We start from the raw sequence: 17722 nt of genomic DNA on the forward strand, positions 1-17722 counted from the left end.
CCGTTCGATGTCATGGAGCCCGGTTGCCCGTCTCGCGTCGTGCTCCAGCGGATCGGCGACAAGTGGACCCCGCTCATCGTCCAGGCGCTCAAGAACGGGGCCCTTCGCTTCACAGAACTGCGGGTCGCCGTCGGCGGCATCACGCCGAAGGTGCTCACCCAAACGCTCCGAACCCTCGAGCGTGACGGGCTCGTGCTCCGCACCGTCTTCGCGGAAGTGCCCGTGCGCGTCGAGTACCGGCTCACCCCGCTCGGCGAAAGCCTCCTCGACCCACTCGACGCGATCCGGGAGTGGGCCGAGAGCCATGCGGGCAAGATCCTCAAGGCGCGGGACGCGTTCGACGCCGCCGTCTAATCTCGCGCCGTCACCTCCGCAGGATCCCCCCGTCGCGCCGTCACCTCCGCAGGATCCCCCCGTCGCGCCGTCACCTCCGCAGGATCCCCCCCCGTCGCGCCGTCACCTCCGCAGGATCCCCTCGTCGCGCCGTCACCTCCGCAGGGTCCCCCATCGCGCCGTCACCTCCGCAGGGTCCCCCCGTCGCGCCGTCACCTCCGCAGGGTGCACTTCACAACCGTCCCTGTTGCCGCTCGAGTGCCATGCCCCATGCCCCAGCGACGGTCACGCGGGTAGGGGAAGCCGTGCGGCGCACGGAACAGCTAACCATGCGACACCCCGCAAACCTGACGGCGCAACCCCAGAACACCCCGCAAACCTGACGGCGCAGCCCCAGAACACCCCGCAAACGTGACGGCGCAAGGCGAGAACACCCCGCAAACGTGACGGCGCGAGGCGAGGGGTGCGCGTCGAACCCAGCCAGAAGACCCTGCCAGAAGACCCAGCCAGAAGACTCTGCTAGAACACCCGGCGCCAGTTGGTCTTCGCGAGGTCGAGCACCTCGTCCCCTCGGCCAGAGAGGACAGTCCGGAGCGCGTAGAGCGTGAAGCCGCCGGCCTGCTGGGCCGTGATCGTTGGCGGCATGGCGAGCTCCTGCCGGATGGTGGCGACATCGACGAGCGCCGGCCCATCGTGCTCGAACGCCTCCTTGAGCCCCTGCTCGAGCTCCGAGGAATCGTTGATCCGGACCCCCTTGATACCAAGCGCCTCAGCCACCGCCGCGAAGTTCGGGTTGTCCAGTCCCGTCCCGAAGTTGACGAAGCCCACGGACTTCATCTCGAGCTCGATGAAGTTGAGCGAGGCGTTGTTGAACACGACGAGCTTGACGGGCAGCTTGTTCTGCACGATCGTGAGGAGCTCGCCCATGAGCATTGAGAGACCGCCATCCCCCGCGAGCGCCACGACCTGCCGCCCCGGATAGGCGGCCTGCGCACCCATCGCGTGAGGCAGGGCGTTGGCCATGGAGCCGTGCGTGAATGAGCCGACCAACCGCCGTCGTCCGTTCATGGTGAGGTAGCGCGCGGCCCAGATGACGGGCGTGCCGACGTCGGCCGTGAAGACCGCGTCCTCGGCGGCAAGCTGGTCGATGACCCGCGTGATGTACTGCGGGTGCAGCGCCTGCCCCTTCTTGGTGGGCGTGGCGAGGTCGTCGAGCTTCGCGCGCGCCTTCGCGTAGTGCTTGAGCGACGCGTCGAGATGCGCGCGGCGGTGCTTGCGCTTCAGCAGCGGCAGGAGGGCGGTCGCGGTGTCCTTGACGTCGCCGACGAGCCCGAGGTCGAGCTTGGTGCGCCGGCCGAGCTGGTCGCCGCGCAGGTCGACCTGGATGATCTTCGCGTGGTCAGGATAGAACTGCTGGTACGGGAAGTCGGTCCCCAGCATGAGCAGCGCATCGCACGTCTCCATCGCCCGGTAGCCGGAGCTGAACCCGAGCAGGCCGGTCATGCCGACGTCGAACGGGTTGTCGTACTCGATGAATTCCTTCCCGCGCAGCGCGTGCACGATCGGCGCGCCGAGCGCGTCCGCGAGCGCAATCACCTCGTCGTGCGCGCCCTCGACCCCGGCCCCGGCGAGGATCGTCACCTTCCCGGCGGCGTTGAGGATCCCAGCGGCCTCGTTGAGTTCGTCGTCGCTGGGGACGACGTGCGGCGTCGTTCGGCGCACCACGGCGATGCGCTCCGATTCGACCTGGGTGAGCCCGACGTCGCCGGAGAGGACGACGACGGCGACTCCCCGCTTCTCGACGGCGGTCCGGAGCGCGATCTCGAGGATCCGGGGCATCTGGGCCGGGTCCGTCACCTGCTCCGCGTAGACGCTGCACTCGCGGAAGACCTCCTGCGGGTGGGTCTCCTGGAAATAATTCGAGCCGATCTCGGCGCTGGGAATGTGGGCGGCAATCGCAAGGACAGGAACGCGTGATCGGTTGGCGTCGTAGAGCCCGTTGATGAGGTGGAGGTTTCCCGGGCCCGCGGAGCCCGCACACACGGCAACCTCTCCTGTCAGGGCCGCGTCGGCGGCAGCCGCGAAGGCGCCGGCCTCCTCGTGGCGGACGTGCACCCATTCGATGCTGGGTGTTGCACGGAGGGCGTCCGTGAAGCCGTTGAGCGAGTCTCCGGGTAGGCCGTAGACGCGGCGGATTCCGTTGGCGGCGAGGGTGTCGACGATGTTCTGCGCGATGGTCGTCATCCCGCAACGCTAGCCCGCCTTCGCAACTCCCGGGTAGGGCTCGGGAATATCTCGTTCCCCACAGTGTTGAACCTGAGTGACAGCCACTCAACTTTCTGGAGGATAGTTTTGCCTATCTTTTTCGGCCCGACTGCTGGCAACGGTTCGTTTGACGACTTCCTTGCCCGCTACCTGCAGGGCCAGGGGTCGCGCCGGACGGGTCGTCCCCTCGACATCACACGCCTCATGAGCCGCGGGAGCCATCAGGTCCTCACCGCTGCCAGCCGCTACGCGCTCGAACACGGGCACCGCGAGGTAGACGCTCTGCACGTGCTGCATGTGCTCGCGACAACCGAGGCCGTAGCCGGCATGATCGATTTCGCCGGTGCAGGCGCAGCCGACATCGTCGCTGCGACTGAGCAGCGCCTTCCCGAGGGATCGCCCACCCAGGACGTGCCCGCGGACGGCACAGTGCCGCCGCTCACCCAGTCAGCGCAGCACGCGCTGCTCGACGCCTACAAGGTGGCCCGCTCGCTCGGCTCGACGTACATCGATCCCGAGCACCTCTTCCTCGCCCTCGTCCTCGCCTCGGATGCGCCGGCGGCCCAGATCCTCGCGGCCCACGGCATCACCCCCCAGTCGTTCCAAGCGGACGACGGCGGCGCGGAGCCGGAGTCCGCGGACGACGGCGCAGCTGCCGCCCCCTCTGCTGGCCAGCGTGCCCGCCATGCCAGGGCCGGCGCGTCACGCGGTCGGGGTCAGGGTCAGGGCGGCCGGGGCAAGGACAGCATGCTCGGCAAGTTCGGGACCGACCTCACGGCCCTCGCCCGGGAAGGCAAGCTGGATCCCGTGATCGGCCGCGCCTCCGAGATCGAGCAGGCCATCGAGATCCTGGCCCGCCGCACGAAGAACAACCCCGTGCTCATCGGCGAGGCCGGCGTCGGCAAGACCGCGATCGTCGAGGGTCTCGCCCAGGCGATCGCGTCCGATGACGTCCCAGCACAGCTCCACGGGAAGACGGTCGTCTCGCTCGACCTCCCGGCCATGCTCGCCGGAACCCGCTACCGCGGCGACTTCGAGGAGCGCCTCACGAAGGCCATGGACGAGATCGCGGCCGACGGCAACGTCATCGCTTTCGTCGACGAGCTCCACACAGTCGTCGGCGCGGGCGGTGGCGGCGAGGGCGGCATGGACGCGAGCAACATCCTCAAGCCTCGGCTTGCGCGCGGCGAGCTGCACCTTGTCGGCGCGACCACGCTCGACGAGTACCGGAAGATCGAGAAGGATCCCGCCCTCGAGCGCCGGTTCCAGCCCGTGACAGTGGGCGAGCCGAGTGTCGAGGACGCGGTCGCGATCCTTGACGGGCTCAAGCCCCGGTACGAGGAGCACCACGGTATCACCTACACGGATGCCGCGATCCGCGCCGCCGTCGAACTCTCCCACCGCTACATCACCGACCGCTACCTGCCGGACAAGGCGATCGACCTCATCGACCAGGCAGGCGCCCGGAAGAGCCTCGCCCGCGGGCCACGGATGGATCTCGAATCGCTGAACACTGAGGCGACCCGCCTCGAGGAGCAGAAGGCCGCCGCGGTCGCCCGCGAGGACTACGAGGAGGCGTCGCGACTGCGCGACGCGATCGAGGCCGTCGCGCTCAAGATCGCGGACGCCGTCGAAGCTCCGGCTGCTCAGGCGAGTGGCGCCGTCGGCTCTGTTGTTGATGAGACGGACATTGCCGCCGTCGTCGCCCGTGCCACCGGCATCCCGGCCGCGCGCGTCACCGAAGGCGAGCGCGAGCGGCTCGCGCGCCTCGAGGACGAGCTCCACGGGCGCGTCGTCGGGCAGGAGGATGCGGTCACTGCGATCGCGAAGGCCGTGCGCCGCAACCGGACCGGTCTAGGCGACGCGGGGCGGCCCGTGGGCAGCTTCCTGTTCCTCGGCCCCACCGGCGTGGGCAAGACCGAGCTCGCGAAGTCCCTCGCGGCGTCGCTGTTCGGCGATGAGTCCGCGATGGTGCGCTTCGACATGAGCGAGTTCGGCGAGCGCCATACGGTCAGCCGGCTCGTCGGTGCCCCTCCCGGGTACGTCGGCTACTCCGAGGCGGGCCAGCTGACCGAGCGCGTGCGGCGGCACCCGTACTCCGTGGTGCTGCTCGACGAGGTCGAGAAGGCACACCCCGACGTGTTCAACCTGCTCCTGCAGGTGCTCGACGACGGGCGGCTCACCGACGGTCAGGGCCACACCGTGGACTTCCGGAACACGGTGGTGATCATGACCTCGAACCTCGGGTCCGAGTTCCTCGCGACCCGCGGCGCTTCGCTCGGCTTCGCCGCTGGCGGGGCCGACGGCGGACCCTCCGACGCTGAGCTGCGGGCGCGGATCATGGGCCGTCTTCGCGAGACGATGCGGCCCGAGTTCCTCAACCGCATCGACGAGATCGTGCTGTTCCGGAAGCTCACGCGCGAGCAGCTCCACGAGATCGTGCGGCTCCAGCTCCGCGGGACCGAGGCGCGGCTCGCGGCGCAGGGCATCGAGCTCGAGGTCGACGACTCTGCCGTCGACTGGATCGCCGACCACGGCTACGAGCCCGAGTTCGGAGCGCGTCCGCTGCGCCGCGTGATCCAGCGCGAGCTCGAGGACCGCGTTGCCGATCTCCTCGTCGCCGGCGCGGTGAGCGAGGGCGGTCGGGTCTCCGTCACGGTCGAGCAAGCGTCCGACGGCGCGGCGTCCAACAGCAGGGCGTCCGACGGCGCGGCGTCCGGCAGCGGCGAGCTCGTCGTCCGCGCGGACCAGCCGGCCGCTGCGGCTGCCTGAGCTCGCCGAGCACCCAGCACGCGCACCCAGCAAAGGTGACGGCGCGACCACCCCTCGCGCCGTCACCTCCGCAGGGTCCCCACCCCTCGCGCCGTCACCTCCGCAGGGTCCCACCCCCTCGCGCCGTCACCTCCGCAGGGTTAGACGGGAATGTTGAGGTGCTCGCGCAGCACGTATTCGGCGATCGCCATCGAGGACGTCGCGGCGGGCGAGGGCGCGTTGCGCAGGAGCGTCACGGAACCGATCTGGTCGACGGCGAAGTCGTCGACCAGAGCGCCATCGGCCGCCCACGCTTGCGCCCGGACCCCGGCCTCGGCCTTCTCCGTCAGATCGGAGGGCCGAAGCTCCGGCACGAACGCGCGCGCCTGCCGGAAGTACAGAGGCTTGAGGAGCGACGCGGAAATCTCGCGAACGCCCATGCGCCAGTGCTGGCGGAACAGCGCGGGCGCCCCCGGCCACGTGAGCGATCCGAGAGTGTCCCGTACCGAGACGTCGCCCCACCCATACCCCTCGCGCGCGAGGGCGGGCACGGCGTTGGGGCCCACGTGCACGTCGTCGTACACGCCGCGCGTGAAGTGCACCCCGAGGAACGGGAAGCGCGGATCGGGCACGGGGTAGATCATTCCGCTCACAAGATCCGTGCGGGACGGCGCGAGCGTCCAGTACTCGCCGCGAAACGGCAGGATCCGAGGCGACGGCGAGGCCCCGACCATACGTGCCAGCAGATCCGACTGCAGCCCCGCGCACACGATGAGCCGGTCGAAGGTGTGGCTGCCCGCAGTGGTGGCGACCGTCGTCGTCCGCTCCCCCGCCCGCACCCCGGTGACCTCGGTGCTCAACAGCACGCGCCCGCCGGCGCGGCGCACGTCGTCGGCCATCGCTTCGGTGATCGCGGCATAGTCGACGACGGCGGTGTGCGGCGAGTGCACGGCCGCGACCCCCGCGACGTGCGGCTCGATCTCCCGCATCTGCTCGGGCCCGATCCGGGCGAGATCCGGGACGCCGTTGGCGCGGGCCCGGCGCTCGATGTCGTCGAGCCGCGGCACCTCCTCCGGCGTGACGGCGACTACGAGCTTGCCCACCTCCCGGTATGGCAGCCCCCGATCCTGGCAGTAGTCGCGCGTGAGGGCGCGCCCGCGTGCGCACAGCACCGCCTTGAGCGAGCCGGGCTGGTAGTACAGGCCCGCATGCACGACGCCGGAGTTGTGCCCGGTCTGGTGCGCGGCGACCCGCCGCTCCTTCTCGAGGACGACGACGTCGGCGTCGCCCGTGAGCGCGAGCGCCCGCGCTATGGCCATTCCGACGATGCCGCCCCCGACCACCCCGATGCGTTCCGTCATACGGCCTCCACCCTCCCTCTGCTTCCATCCACCCGCACGCGCTGGCCGTCCTTCAGGGTGCTCGTCCCTCGCCCCGTTCCCATGACCGCCGGCACGCCGTACTCGCGCGCGACGATCGCGGCGTGCGAGCCGAGCCCACCCGTATCGACGACGACGGCGGCCGCCCGCGCAAAGAGCGGCGTCCAGGAGGGGTTCGTGTTCGGGCAGACGAGCACTTCCCCGGAACGGAGATCGCCGAACTCGGCTGGCCCTCGAATGATCCGCACGGGCCCCTCTGCGACACCGCCGCTCGCGGCAGTTCCCGTCAGCAGCGCCGCGGCGCCACCGCCCGCGCCGCCAGTCCCAGCGCCGGCGGGAAGGACGGTCGCCAGATCGAGCATTGGCACGCCCGCGTACTCGCGGCGGAGCGCCGCGCGGCGGGCGACGAGGTCGCGGACGCGGGAGCGGTCGACGTCGTCGATCGCCTCAGGCGCGGGCAGCGCGCGGAGCTCCTCGAGCCGGAGGTGGAAGACGTCCTCCGACGCTGCGATGGCCCCCACGCCGCGGAGGCGGCGCCCCAGCTCTACGAACGTGGCGCGCAGCGGGGGCATGACCTTGGTCGCGAGGGCGTGCGTGTCCTCGCGGAAGGCGAAACCGCGACGCGAGGCCTCGACGAGCCCGGTGGCCAGCCGGGCCGCCGGGCCCCGAACGAGCGGGTGCGCGAGGAGCTCGCGGAGTGCTTCCTCCCCCGGCCGCTCCATGGGCTCGGGACGCGGCGCCTGGGCAAGGGATTGGATGAGGGCCACGACCGGCGTCGGATCGTCGCGCCAGGCCGGCGCGGTCGCGATGACGACGCTCACGGACTCCCTGTGCCCGTACTCGGCGAGGAACTTCGTGAGCTCCGAGTTGAATGCCGCGAACTCGGGGCGGTTCCGGATCGCTTGGAGGAATTGGTCCGGCCCGAGCCCCCGGGCCGCCTCGCCCAAGGCCGGGTCGCCGCGCACGACGTCGGCGAGGCCCTCGAGCGCGTCGTTGCCCGCGCGCGTGCTCGTCGGGGCGCCAGCGACGAGGGCCGAGGCAAGCCGCCCGAGACCTAGGACGGCGAGGAGAGCCCGCAACGGGACAACCGGCAGGAGTGCGCCGGGCAGGTAGGCCGCACGAAGCAGGCCGACGGCGACCATGGCGCTGTTGCAGCGGTCAACGCGGTCCAGAAGATCGTGCCAGGTCAGGCTCGAGGGCGTCTCGGCGTCGAGAGCGGCGATGGCTGCTCCGAACTCCCGAACCCTCGGGTCCTCCGTCCACCGCTCGGACCGATACCGGCGAACGCGCCGAATCAGGGCGAGCGGTGCGCCGATCGTGCGGAAAGTCGGGCGCGGTTGCGGAGGAACCAGCTGGAGCGCGACGCCCTCGCGCTCCCTCAGGAGCTGCGTGAGCGGCGGGAAGCGCACGCCGACGCTGCCCGCCATGAGGTCGAGCATCCTGATCACTCCGGGCCCGAGCCAGCCTGTGACGTCCAGCGGGTAGGGGCGCACCGTGAACATCTCGAGGAAGAACGGTGCGACGATGCGCTGGATCCCGTTGAGCGTCGGGGGTTCGAGCGGGAGCGCCGTCATGGGCCGCGCCTGAAGGAGCATGACCCGCCCATCGGCTACTGCCCACTCGATGTCCTGCGGGACCCCGAAGTGCTCTTCCGCGCGGACGGCGAGCGCAGCGAGCTCCTTCGCGTCGTCCTCGGAAAGTACCTGCCCGTCGCGCCCGGAGACCCGCGAGCGGACTTCGCCGTCGCGGCCGAGGACAAGGTGTTCGGGGGTCACCTCCCCCGAGACCACGGCCTCGCCGAGGCCCCGCGCCGCGTCCACGACGAGTTCCGACCGGCGCCCTGTGAGCGGGTTGGCCGTGAAGAGCACTCCCGCGGCTTCGGCGTCGACCATGCGCTGGACGACGACGGCGATCGCCACGTCTGACGGAGCGATCCCCTGCCGTTCGCGGTACTGAACTGCACGGTCCGTCCAGAGGGACGCCCAGCAGCGGCGGATCGCATCCGCTACACCCTCGTTGCCTTCGACGTTGAGGAACGTGTCCTGCTGACCCGCGAAGGCCGCGCCCGGGAGGTCCTCGGCGGTGGCACTGGAGCGGACGGCGACGCGGGGTCCTTCGGTGCTGGCGCCCCCGGTGCCGGCGCCTCCGGCCGGGAGCTTGGCGAGCGCCGCGGCGATCGCGTCCAGCAGGGCCGGGTCGAGCGGGGTCTGCGTGATGGCCGCCCTGGCCTTCGCCGGATCCTTGGCGGCCTGTTCAGGGTCGACGCCCGGGGCCTCCGCGTGGGCGCGGTAGACCGCCGTCGGCACGACGAAGCCGGGCGGGACGGGAAGCCCAGCCGCCAGTAGTTCGCCTAGGTTCGCTCCCTTTCCTCCGGCCCTCGGCAGGTCGGCGGCACGCAGGGACTCGAGGGGCAGCGTAAGGGGCGAGGGGGCGCCCGAGGCGGAAAGGTCGCCGTCGTCCATGGCCCCCACGCTACATCGAAGGGTTACCTCCCGCGGGTGCGCGCCCCTTCGGGTGACCACGAGAGATGCGGGAGGGCCACCCCGTGTGCAGCGGGGCGGCCCTCCTAGAGTCCGACGCCGTTCAGCTCGCCGGATCTTTTAGTGCGCCTCATTGCGCACTAAAAGTCTTTAGCCGAGGCGCTTCTTGAGGCCCTCGAGCTCGTTCGTGAGGCTCAGCGGAAGCGAGCCGCCGAAGCGGGCGAACCACTCCTCGAGACCTGGGACCTCGGCGCGCCACTCATCGGCGTCGAAGTGGACGGCCTCCTCGACCTGCTCCGGGGTCATGTCCAGCCCATCGAGGTCGAGGCTCTCCGGGGTCGGAACGAACCCGATCGGGGTCTCGACAGCGTCGGCTGCGCCCTCGATGCGCTCGATCGCCCACTTGAGGACCCGCGAGTTGTCACCGAAGCCCGGCCACGCGAAGCCGCCGTCCTTCGTGCGGCGGAACCAGTTCACGAGGAAGATCTTCGGCAGCCGGGCCGCGTTGCCCTTGGCCGAGAGACGCACCCAGTGGTTGAGGTAGTCGCCTGCGTCGTAGCCGATGAAGGGGAGCATCGCCATGGGATCGCGGCGCACAACGCCGACGGCGCCAGCTGCGGCCGCCGTCGTCTCCGAGGAGAGCGTGGCCCCCATGAAGATGCCGTTCGCCCAGGTGCGGGACTGGGTCACGAGCGGGATCGTCGTCTTGCGTCGACCGCCGAACAGGATCGCGTGGACCTCGACGCCGTTCGGCGCGAAGTACTCGGGCGCGAGCATGTCGATCTGGTCGATCGGCGTGCAGAAGCGCGAGTTCGGGTGGGCGGCGGGACGGCCGGCCTCCGGCGTCCACTCGTTGCCCTGCCAGTCCGTGAGGTGCTCGGGGACCTCCTCGGTCATGCCCTCCCACCACACGCCGCCGTCGTCGGTCAGCGCGACATTCGTGAAGATGCTGTTGCCCTTCGCGATGGCGCGCATCGCGTTCGGGTTGGTGCCCCAGCCGGTGCCCGGGGCGACGCCGAAGAGGCCCGCCTCGGGGTTGACGGCGCGGAGCTCGCCTTCCTTGCCGAAGCGCATCCACGTGATGTCGTCGCCGAGGGTCTCGACCTTCCAGCCCTCGATCGTCGGGTCGAGGAGGGCGAGGTTGGTCTTGCCGCAGGCCGAGGGGAACGCGGCGGCGACGTTGTAGACCTTCTTCTCGGGGCTCGTGAGCTTGAGGATGAGCATGTGCTCGGCGAGCCAGCCCTCGTCGCGGGCCATGACCGAGGCGATGCGCAGGGCGTAGCACTTCTTGCCGAGCAGGGCGTTGCCGCCGTAGCCCGAGCCGTACGACCAGATCGACCGCTCCTCCGGGAAGTGCACGATCCACTTCTCCGGGTTGCACGGCCACGGGACGTCGGCCTGGCCCGGCTCGAGCGGTGCACCGACCGAGTGGAGCGCCGGGACGAAGAACGCGTTCGTCTCCTCGATCTTCTTGAGGACGTCGGTGCCGATGCGGGCCATGATGCGCATCGAGGCGACAACGTACGCGGAGTCGCTGATCTCGACGCCGAACTTCGGGTCCTCAGCGTCGAGGTGACCCATGACGAACGGGATGACGTACATCGTGCGGCCGCGCATCGAGCCCGAGAAGAGGCCCTTGAGCTTGGTCTTCATCTCGGACGGCTCCATCCAGTTGTTGGTGAAGCCTGCGTCGCGCTCGTTGCGTGAGCAGATGAAGGTCTGCTCCTCGACGCGTGCGACGTCTGCCGGGTCGGAGAACGCGGCGAAGGAGTTCGGGAAGAGGTCGGGGTTGAGCCGGGTCAGCGTCCCCGCGGCGACGAGCTCGTCAGTCAGCTTGCGGTATTCCGCTTCGGAACCGTCCACCCAGTGGATCCGGTCAGGCTGAGTCAGTTCGGCGACTTCCTCAACCCAGGACAGCAGGGGCTCGTAGGTGGTAGGGGCTCCTTCAAGAAGCCGAAGACGAGTTGCGCCCATGTCTTCCTCCTTCGTCTGGGTCGTGTGTTCCTCAATGGTAGGGAAGGTGGTCTGTACCACCGGCGGTCGTGAGGGGTATGAAACGAGAGTTAAACACTCGAAATCGCGAGATCTTGGGGTTTTTCGGTATCGCAGAGGGATCTTAAGTGATGAAGGTCACATAGACCGGTACAGTCACGGAAGTCATCAAGACTGGATTTGGATGTCCGTTGGTCTTCGCGTAAAGTTATTCAGGCCGCGGCGCGGAGAACGCCAAGGCCAAGCAAATGCGCCCATAGCTCAGCTGGATAGAGCGTCTGTCTACGGAACAGAAGGCCGGGGGTTCGAATCCCTCTGGGCGCACCAAGGAACACCCCTGATCAGTAGATCAGGGGTGTTCGCGTTTAAGCGTCTCTCTAGCGCCAACTACCTCGACCAGCGGCCAGCCCCTCGATCGCTCCTGTACCCGTCACAACTCGGATCCGCCGCTTCGCCCCAGACCCGCCGGTTCGCCCCAGATCCGCCAGTTCCCCCCAGACCCGCTGCTTCGCCCCAGACCAGCCGGTCCCGACCCCCTCCTTTGCGACGAACCCCCTTCCCCAAGCCAGAAGCGCCGGTGCATCTCGGATCCGCCAGTTCCCCCCACGGCCGCCGGTTCACCTCAGACCAGCCGCTTCGCCGCAGACCAGCCGGTCCCGACCCCCTCCTTTGCGGCGAACCCCCTTCCCCAAGCCAGAAGCGCCGGTTCACCCCAGATCCGCCACTTCGCCCCACGTCCGTCGGTTCGCCAGTTCGCCACAGGGGAGCCGGTTCGCCGCAGACCAGCCGGTCTCCACCCCCTCCTTTGCGGCGAACCCCCTTCCCCAAGCCAAAAGCGCCGGTTCAACCTCAGATCCGCCGCTTCACCTCGCATCCGCCAGTTCCCCCCATGTCCGTCGGTTCGCCGCAGGTCAGCCGGTCCCGACCCCCTCCTTTGCGGCGAACCCCCTTCCTCAAGCCAAAAGCGCCGGTTCGCCGCGAATCCGCCGGTCTCCTGATACACCTCAGATCCGCTGGTCCCCGGATGCACTTCAGGGCCGCGACCACACCCCAGCCAACGCGCCCGCCCCGACTGGGCTATGCACCGACTGGGCTATGCCCCGGCCAGCGCACTCACGCCGTCGAGCGTCCCTACGAAAACCCGGCCGCCCGAGAGGGTCGGTGTCACGAAATGCGGCACCGGACCGACCTGCACCTTCTGCCGGACGTGGCCGTCCCCCGGATCGAGGGCGTACAGCTCACCAGTCGCGTAGTCGGTGACCCATACCTCTCCCCCGCCGATCACGGGTGAACCGGCGGCCCCCAGTGGCAGTCGCCAGCCGAGGCTCATCGTGCCGGAGGCGCTCACCGCGACCTCCTGGAGTCCGTCCTGGCACGGGACATAGACCGTCATCCCCGCCACGGCCGGCGCCCCGAACGCGGGGCACACCGGAGTCTGCGACGCGGCACCTCCGACGCCGCCGAAGTGGCCAGCGTCGAGCACGTACCCGACGCCGTTCTTTCCGTCCGCGAACACGTACGCTCCAACCCGGACGGGCGTCATCGAGCCGAGATCGGCGTCGTCTGCGTTGTCCTGAGCCCACGAACTCGGGGCGAAGAAGTCCGTGCGCTTGAGCGATGCGTCGAGCGAGAGGACGGCGTCGGAGCCGTCGTAAGTGGTGACGGAATCGCCGTTGCCCACCGGCACGAGCAGGCGTGAACCGTCCACCGCGGATCCACCGGGCGCCCAGATGCCTCCGAGCCGGGGCGTCGGCACCACGTAGGATCCCAACGCCCCAGAGCCCGTGGTGGGCACCGAGAGCACTGTGCCGACGTAATCCGAGCAGTCGCCGTCGAGGCCGCCGAAGGCGACATAGACCCGGCCGTCCAAGACGGTGAGCGCAGCGCGCTGCTGGTACGCGATGTGATCGCCCTGCGGCGGCTCGACCTCGCGTCGCACGATGAGCGCACCGTCGCCGGCGTCCAAACCCACGAGTTCGTGCCGACCACCGGAGACCTCAGCGACCGCGAAGACCAAGCCCGTGGCCGCGTCGTAGACCGGCGTGCCCGTGATGCCCAACGGACTGATGTCCCCGCACGGAAGGGCCGATCCGGGAACCGGTGTTCCGACGTTGCGCCGCCACACGACGTGCCCGTCAGCCGGGTCGAGGGCGTACAGCGTGTCCGATTCGGTCGCCACGATCACCCGCCCACGCACGACAAGCGGCTCACCGTAGACCGCGCCGTCGAGCCGAGCCGACCATGCGCTGCTCAGCGCACCCATGGGAGGCAGGTTCAGGGCTGCACCGGTCCTGGCGGCGTCGTGGTGGTAAGTCGGCCAGTCCCCCGGCTCAAGGGCCACAGGCAGGCGGGAACTCGGAGCCTGCGTGAGGGGGCTGATCGGAGCGCCAGAGGGGGCCGGTTGCGGCACGGCCGAGCAGGCCGCGAGCAGCACGAGCACGAGGGCGGCCATCGCGCCGAGCGCCCCGCGGATCCGAGTACCCGCCATCGTCCCGTCCTCTCCGAGGCCGAGTGCTGTCCCTCAACAGTGCCACCCGCGCATCCCATCCGCACGCGGCTCATGGCATGCAACTGCTGCCCCGAGCCGCATCTCCGTGGGAAATTTCGTCAGGAGATGCGGCCAAGGGCAGCAGAAGGTGACGGACGACGGCGCGCGCCAACCCGCCGTCGTCCGTCACCGCCCGCTCGGCCGGGCTCGGTCACACGGCCTCGAGGATGCTCACGTAGTTGGCGATGCCGACGCCGCCCATGTTCTGGACCGCGGCGCGACGGGGGTTGGCCAGCTGCATCGCGCCAGATGTGCCGGTGAGCTGCTTGGCGGCGAGGACGTGCTGCGAGACACCGGTCGCGCCGACGGGGTGGCCCTTGGCCTTGAGGCCGCCGGAGACGTTCACGGGCAGCTTGCCGTCCTTGTAGACCCAGCCCTCCTCGATCGCGCGCGTGCCCTGCCCTGCCGGGGTCAGGCCCATGACCTCGTACATGACGAGTTCGGCGATCGTGAAGCAGTCGTGGACCTCGGCGAAGTCCAGGTCCTCGAGCCCGATCCCGGCCATGGCGAACGCGCGCTCCCACGAGAGCCGGGTGCCGGCGAACTCGGTCGGGTCGCGACGCTCGGCTGGCAGGAAGTCGTTCGCGTGCCCGAACCCGGCGAGCCGCACGGGGAGCGTCGCCGCGCCCGCGCGTGGGGCCAGGGAGAGCACGACGGCGGCCGCCCCGTCCGAGACCGGCGAGCAGTCCGTGCGCCGCAGCGGGTCCGCGACGATCGGGTTCTTGTCCGAGACGGTCCGGCAGAACTCCACCCCGAGGTCCTTGCGCAGCTGGGCGTAAGGATTGTCGACGCCGTTGCGGTGGTTCTTCGCAGCGATGCTGCCGAGTGCGTCGGGGAGGGAAAGACCAGACGCCGCACCGTAGCGCTTGGCGTAGTGCTTGGCGACCTCGGCGAACAGGGCGGTGAACCCGGCCGACGACGGCTGCCCGGCCATGTCGTAGTCCGCACCCAGGAGCGCCGCCCCGACCTTCTCCGCACCGGCCGGCGTCATCATCTCCGCCCCGATCACGAGCACGTTCCGGGCCGTTCCGGCCAGGAGAGCCTTGAGGCCTTGCTGGAGCGCGGCCGAGCCGGACGCGCACGCGTTCTCCACGCGGGTCGCCGGGACGCCGAGCAGGTCCGGCGAGAGCTGGAGGGCGAGCGAGGACGGGAACGCGAGCGGCATCATGCCTGCGTTGAACTGGCCGATGTAGACCTCGTCGACCTCGCCCGGCTCGAGCCCCGCGTGCGCGAGAGCCTCCCCCGCGACCTGCACAATGAGCGATTCGAGCGTCTCATCCGTCAGCTTCCCAAATCGGCTGTGCCCCCATCCCGTGATCAGGACATCCTTGCCGAACTGTTCCCTGAGGCTCATGCGAGCACCCCTTCCTGTGCAGCTTCCAGCGCGCCTTCGAGGACGACGTCGAACGGCGCCCCGGTCTTCTCCCTCACCTCGTCGAGGGCGACGCCGGGGGCGAGCCGGCGCAGCACGAGCCGGCTGCCGCCGTCGTCCGCTCCCCCGCCAGGGGCGACCACGTCGAAGACCGCCAGATCTGTCACGATGCGGTCGACGACGCCCTTCCCGGTCAGGGGGAGGGTGCACTCGGCGACGATCTTGGGCGAGCCGTCCTTCGCGACGTGCTCGGTCAGCACGACGATCCGCGGCGTACCCGCAACGAGGTCCATGGCGCCGCCCATGCCCTTGACCATCTTCCCGGGGATCTGCCAGTTCGCGAGATCGCCCTCGGCGGAGACCTGCATCGCGCCCAGCACCGCGACCTTCACGTGGCCGCCGCGGATCATGCCGAACGACTCGCTCGAGTCGAAGATGCTCCCGCCCGGCAGGACCGTCACGGTCTGCTTGCCCGCGTTGATCAGGTCGGCGTCCTCGTCCCCCTCGTACGGGAACGGGCCCATCCCGAGCAGGCCGTTCTCGCTCTGCAGGGTCACCCGCACGCCCTCTGGCAGGTTGTTGGCGACCAACGTCGGGATCCCGATCCCCAGGTTCACGTAGTCGCCGTCGTGCAGCTCCTCGGCCGCGATCGCGGCCATCTCATCCCTCGTCCACGACATCGTGGTCCTCCTTCGAGTCTTGTTGTTGTCTGCTTAGCGCTTGGGTCTTCCCAGCGCTGCGGTCTGCTCAGCGCTTGGGCCTTCTCAGCGCTGCGGTCTTCCTAGCGCTTGGGTTTTCTCTCGCGCCGTCACCTCCGCAGGGTGCGCACCCTGCGGACGTGACGGCGCGACGGTAGTCAGGCGGGGGTGGCGGCCGGGGCCGGGGTCGCTGCCGGGGCCGGGGCCGGGGCGGGGGTTGCTGCCGGGGCCGGGGCCGCCGGACGTGGCCTCACGGTGCGCTGCTCGATGTCCTTCACCCTGGCCCGGGCCTGCACGAGGTGCTGGACGAACACGCCCGGGGTCACGATGTGGTTCGGGTCGATCTCGCCGACCCCGACGATCACCTCGGCCTCCGCGACCGTGACCTTCCCGGCGGTCGCCACGACGGGGTTGAAGTTCCGCGCCGTATAGCGGTACACGAGGTTCCCCTCGAGGTCGGCAGTGTGCGCGTGCACGAGCGACACGTCCGCCACGATCCCCCGCTCCTGGACGTACAGCCCGCCGTCGAACTCCTCGTGCGGCTTGCCTTCGGCAACCACCGTGCCGACCCCGGTCCGGGTGTAGAACGCCGGGATTCCAGCTCCCCCGGCCCGCAGACGCTCGGCAAGAGTGCCCTGCGGGACGAACTCGACCTCGAGCTCACCGGCGAGGTACTGCTGCGCGAACAGCTTGTTCTCCCCCACGTAGGAGGCGATGACCTTCCGCACCTGCCCGGACTCGAGCAGGATCCCCAGACCCTTCCCATCGATGCCCATGTTGTTCGAGACCACCGTCAGATCTCGCACCCCGGTCTCCCGGACCGCCTCGATCAGGTCCACCGGAATCCCGCTCAGCCCGAAGCCTCCGACGGCGAGGAGCGCGCCGTCGTGCAGCGCCTCGGCCAGCACTCCGGCGACGTCGTCTCTCAGCTTTCCCACTTCATATCCTCCCTCGAGCCCCACCACTTTGTGGACAGTCTTGCCTTCCTGACGAACCTAGAAATTCCGCCAACCGAGAACAAGAGAAGCGGCCTCAGAACGCATACTGTGGACAGAGGCAACCAGCTCATCCACAATATGGACGACCGAAAGGACGAGGCCGAAAGGGAAGGACAGTGAACGAACGGACAGCAGTCCCGGGCGCGCAGGTGGTCGGCAGAGTCGGCCGTCTCCTGCGCCTGGTCGGCAGCAATCCGACAGGAGCCAGCACGACGTGGCTCGCGCGAGAGGCCGGCCTCACCCGTCCCACGGCGCACCGGCTCCTCACCTCGCTCGCGGCCGAAGGCCTGCTGGACACGGATGCACAGTCAGGAAACTGGGTCCTCGGCACCGAGCTGTACCTCCTCGGATCCATCGCCGCCTCGCGCTTCTCCTTCGAGGAACTCGCCCGCCCCAGCATCCGCCGGCTCGCGGAAGCCTCCGGCGAGAGCGCGTTCTACAGCATCCGCCAGGGGAGCGAGACCGTCTGCCTCCTCCGCGAAGAGGGCAGCTTCCCCATCCGCTCCTTTGTGCTGCGCGAAGGCGTCCGGTTCCCGCTCGGGGTCGCCTCCGCAGGCCTTGCCATGATGGCCTTCGTGCCCAGGGCGGAGCAGGAGTCCTATCTGAGCCGGTGGAACGAGCACGCCGGTGGCTTCGCCCAAGGGCACACGGAGGCCCTCGTCCGTCAGGAACTCGAGCAGACCCGGCTCCGCGGGTACTCGGTCAACCCCGGGCTCGTACTCGAAGGCAGCTACGGGATGGGCGCCGCCGTCTTCGACGGGAACGGGAACCCAGTGGGAGCCGTCTCCTTCACCGGCATCGAGCCGAGATTCCGCGCCGACCGCCGCGGCCTCCTCGGAAAGCTCCTCATGGAGGAGGCGCACAAGATCAGCCTCCGCCTTCAGAGAGGGCGCGAACGGTAGAAGA

At 69.7% G+C, this 17722-nt stretch carries 11 protein-coding genes and 1 tRNA gene; 4 read left to right on the forward strand and 8 right to left on the reverse strand.

Translation table 11 applies throughout. The features are described from left to right. The first annotated feature begins 12 nt into the window (after positions 1–12). Positions 13–354, forward strand: coding sequence for a winged helix-turn-helix transcriptional regulator (locus tag L0M17_RS17485; RefSeq protein ID WP_241056494.1), 342 nt, complete (start codon positions 13–15; stop codon positions 352–354). Positions 355–852: 498 nt separating this feature from the next. On the opposite strand, the gene poxB is transcribed toward L0M17_RS17485, so the two are convergent. After that, positions 853–2577, reverse strand: coding sequence for a ubiquinone-dependent pyruvate dehydrogenase (gene poxB, locus L0M17_RS17490; protein WP_241055680.1), 1725 nt, complete (start codon positions 2575–2577; stop codon positions 853–855). 108 nt (positions 2578–2685) lie between these two features. Here poxB and L0M17_RS17495 point away from each other — a divergent pair, with 108 nt between their 5' ends. Further along, positions 2686–5370: an ATP-dependent Clp protease ATP-binding subunit gene (locus L0M17_RS17495; RefSeq protein ID WP_241055681.1), complete on the forward strand. Its 2685-nt coding sequence runs from the start codon at positions 2686–2688 to the stop codon at positions 5368–5370. A gap of 140 nt (positions 5371–5510) precedes the next feature. Here L0M17_RS17495 and lhgD read toward each other — a convergent pair whose 3' ends face one another. The 3 genes from lhgD to L0M17_RS17510 all read right to left on the reverse strand — a co-directional run bounded on the left by lhgD (position 5511) and on the right by L0M17_RS17510 (position 11182). Beyond that, positions 5511–6710 carry an L-2-hydroxyglutarate dehydrogenase gene (gene lhgD, locus L0M17_RS17500; protein ID WP_241055682.1) on the reverse strand — a complete coding sequence of 400 codons (1200 nt, stop codon included), beginning with the start codon at positions 6708–6710 and terminating at the stop codon, positions 5511–5513. After that, positions 6707–9190 carry a PEP/pyruvate-binding domain-containing protein gene (locus L0M17_RS17505; protein WP_241055683.1) on the reverse strand — a complete coding sequence of 828 codons (2484 nt, stop codon included), beginning with the start codon at positions 9188–9190 and terminating at the stop codon, positions 6707–6709. Before L0M17_RS17505 ends, lhgD begins: the two co-directional genes overlap by 4 nt. Positions 9191–9358: 168 nt before the next feature. After that, positions 9359–11182 (reverse strand): phosphoenolpyruvate carboxykinase (GTP), encoded by a 1824-nt coding sequence (locus L0M17_RS17510; RefSeq protein ID WP_241055684.1) that lies wholly within the window; start codon positions 11180–11182, stop codon positions 9359–9361. A gap of 268 nt (positions 11183–11450) precedes the next feature. On the opposite strand from L0M17_RS17510, the gene L0M17_RS17515 reads away from it, so the two are divergent. Continuing rightward, a tRNA-Arg gene (locus L0M17_RS17515) sits at positions 11451–11527 on the forward strand. A 766-nt stretch (positions 11528–12293) separates the two neighbouring features. Here L0M17_RS17515 and L0M17_RS17520 read toward each other — a convergent pair. The 4 genes from L0M17_RS17520 to L0M17_RS17535 form a co-directional block, all read right to left on the reverse strand. Further along, the gene (locus L0M17_RS17520; protein ID WP_241055685.1) at positions 12294–13688 is read right to left on the reverse strand and encodes an outer membrane protein assembly factor BamB family protein; all 1395 of its coding nucleotides are present in this window, start codon (positions 13686–13688) and stop codon (positions 12294–12296) included. 211 nt (positions 13689–13899) lie between these two features. Further along, a complete protein-coding gene (locus tag L0M17_RS17525) occupies positions 13900–15102 on the reverse strand; it encodes an acetyl-CoA acetyltransferase (RefSeq protein ID WP_241055686.1) in 1203 nt (400 codons plus the stop codon). Beyond that, positions 15099–15800 carry a CoA transferase subunit B gene (locus L0M17_RS17530; RefSeq protein ID WP_241055687.1) on the reverse strand — a complete coding sequence of 234 codons (702 nt, stop codon included), beginning with the start codon at positions 15798–15800 and terminating at the stop codon, positions 15099–15101. The genes L0M17_RS17525 and L0M17_RS17530 overlap by 4 nt, the downstream gene beginning before the upstream one ends. Before the next feature lie 176 nt (positions 15801–15976). Continuing rightward, positions 15977–16756: a CoA transferase subunit A gene (locus L0M17_RS17535; RefSeq protein WP_372498038.1), complete on the reverse strand. Its 780-nt coding sequence runs from the start codon at positions 16754–16756 to the stop codon at positions 15977–15979. Positions 16757–16932: 176 nt separating this feature from the next. Between L0M17_RS17535 and L0M17_RS17540 the strand changes: the two genes are divergently transcribed. Then, a complete protein-coding gene (locus tag L0M17_RS17540; protein WP_241055688.1) occupies positions 16933–17718 on the forward strand; it encodes an IclR family transcriptional regulator in 786 nt (261 codons plus the stop codon). Positions 17719–17722: the final 4 nt, after the last annotated feature.

This window comes from Sinomonas terrae, assembly GCF_022539255.1.
Lineage (GTDB): Bacteria > Actinomycetota > Actinomycetes > Actinomycetales > Micrococcaceae > Sinomonas > Sinomonas terrae.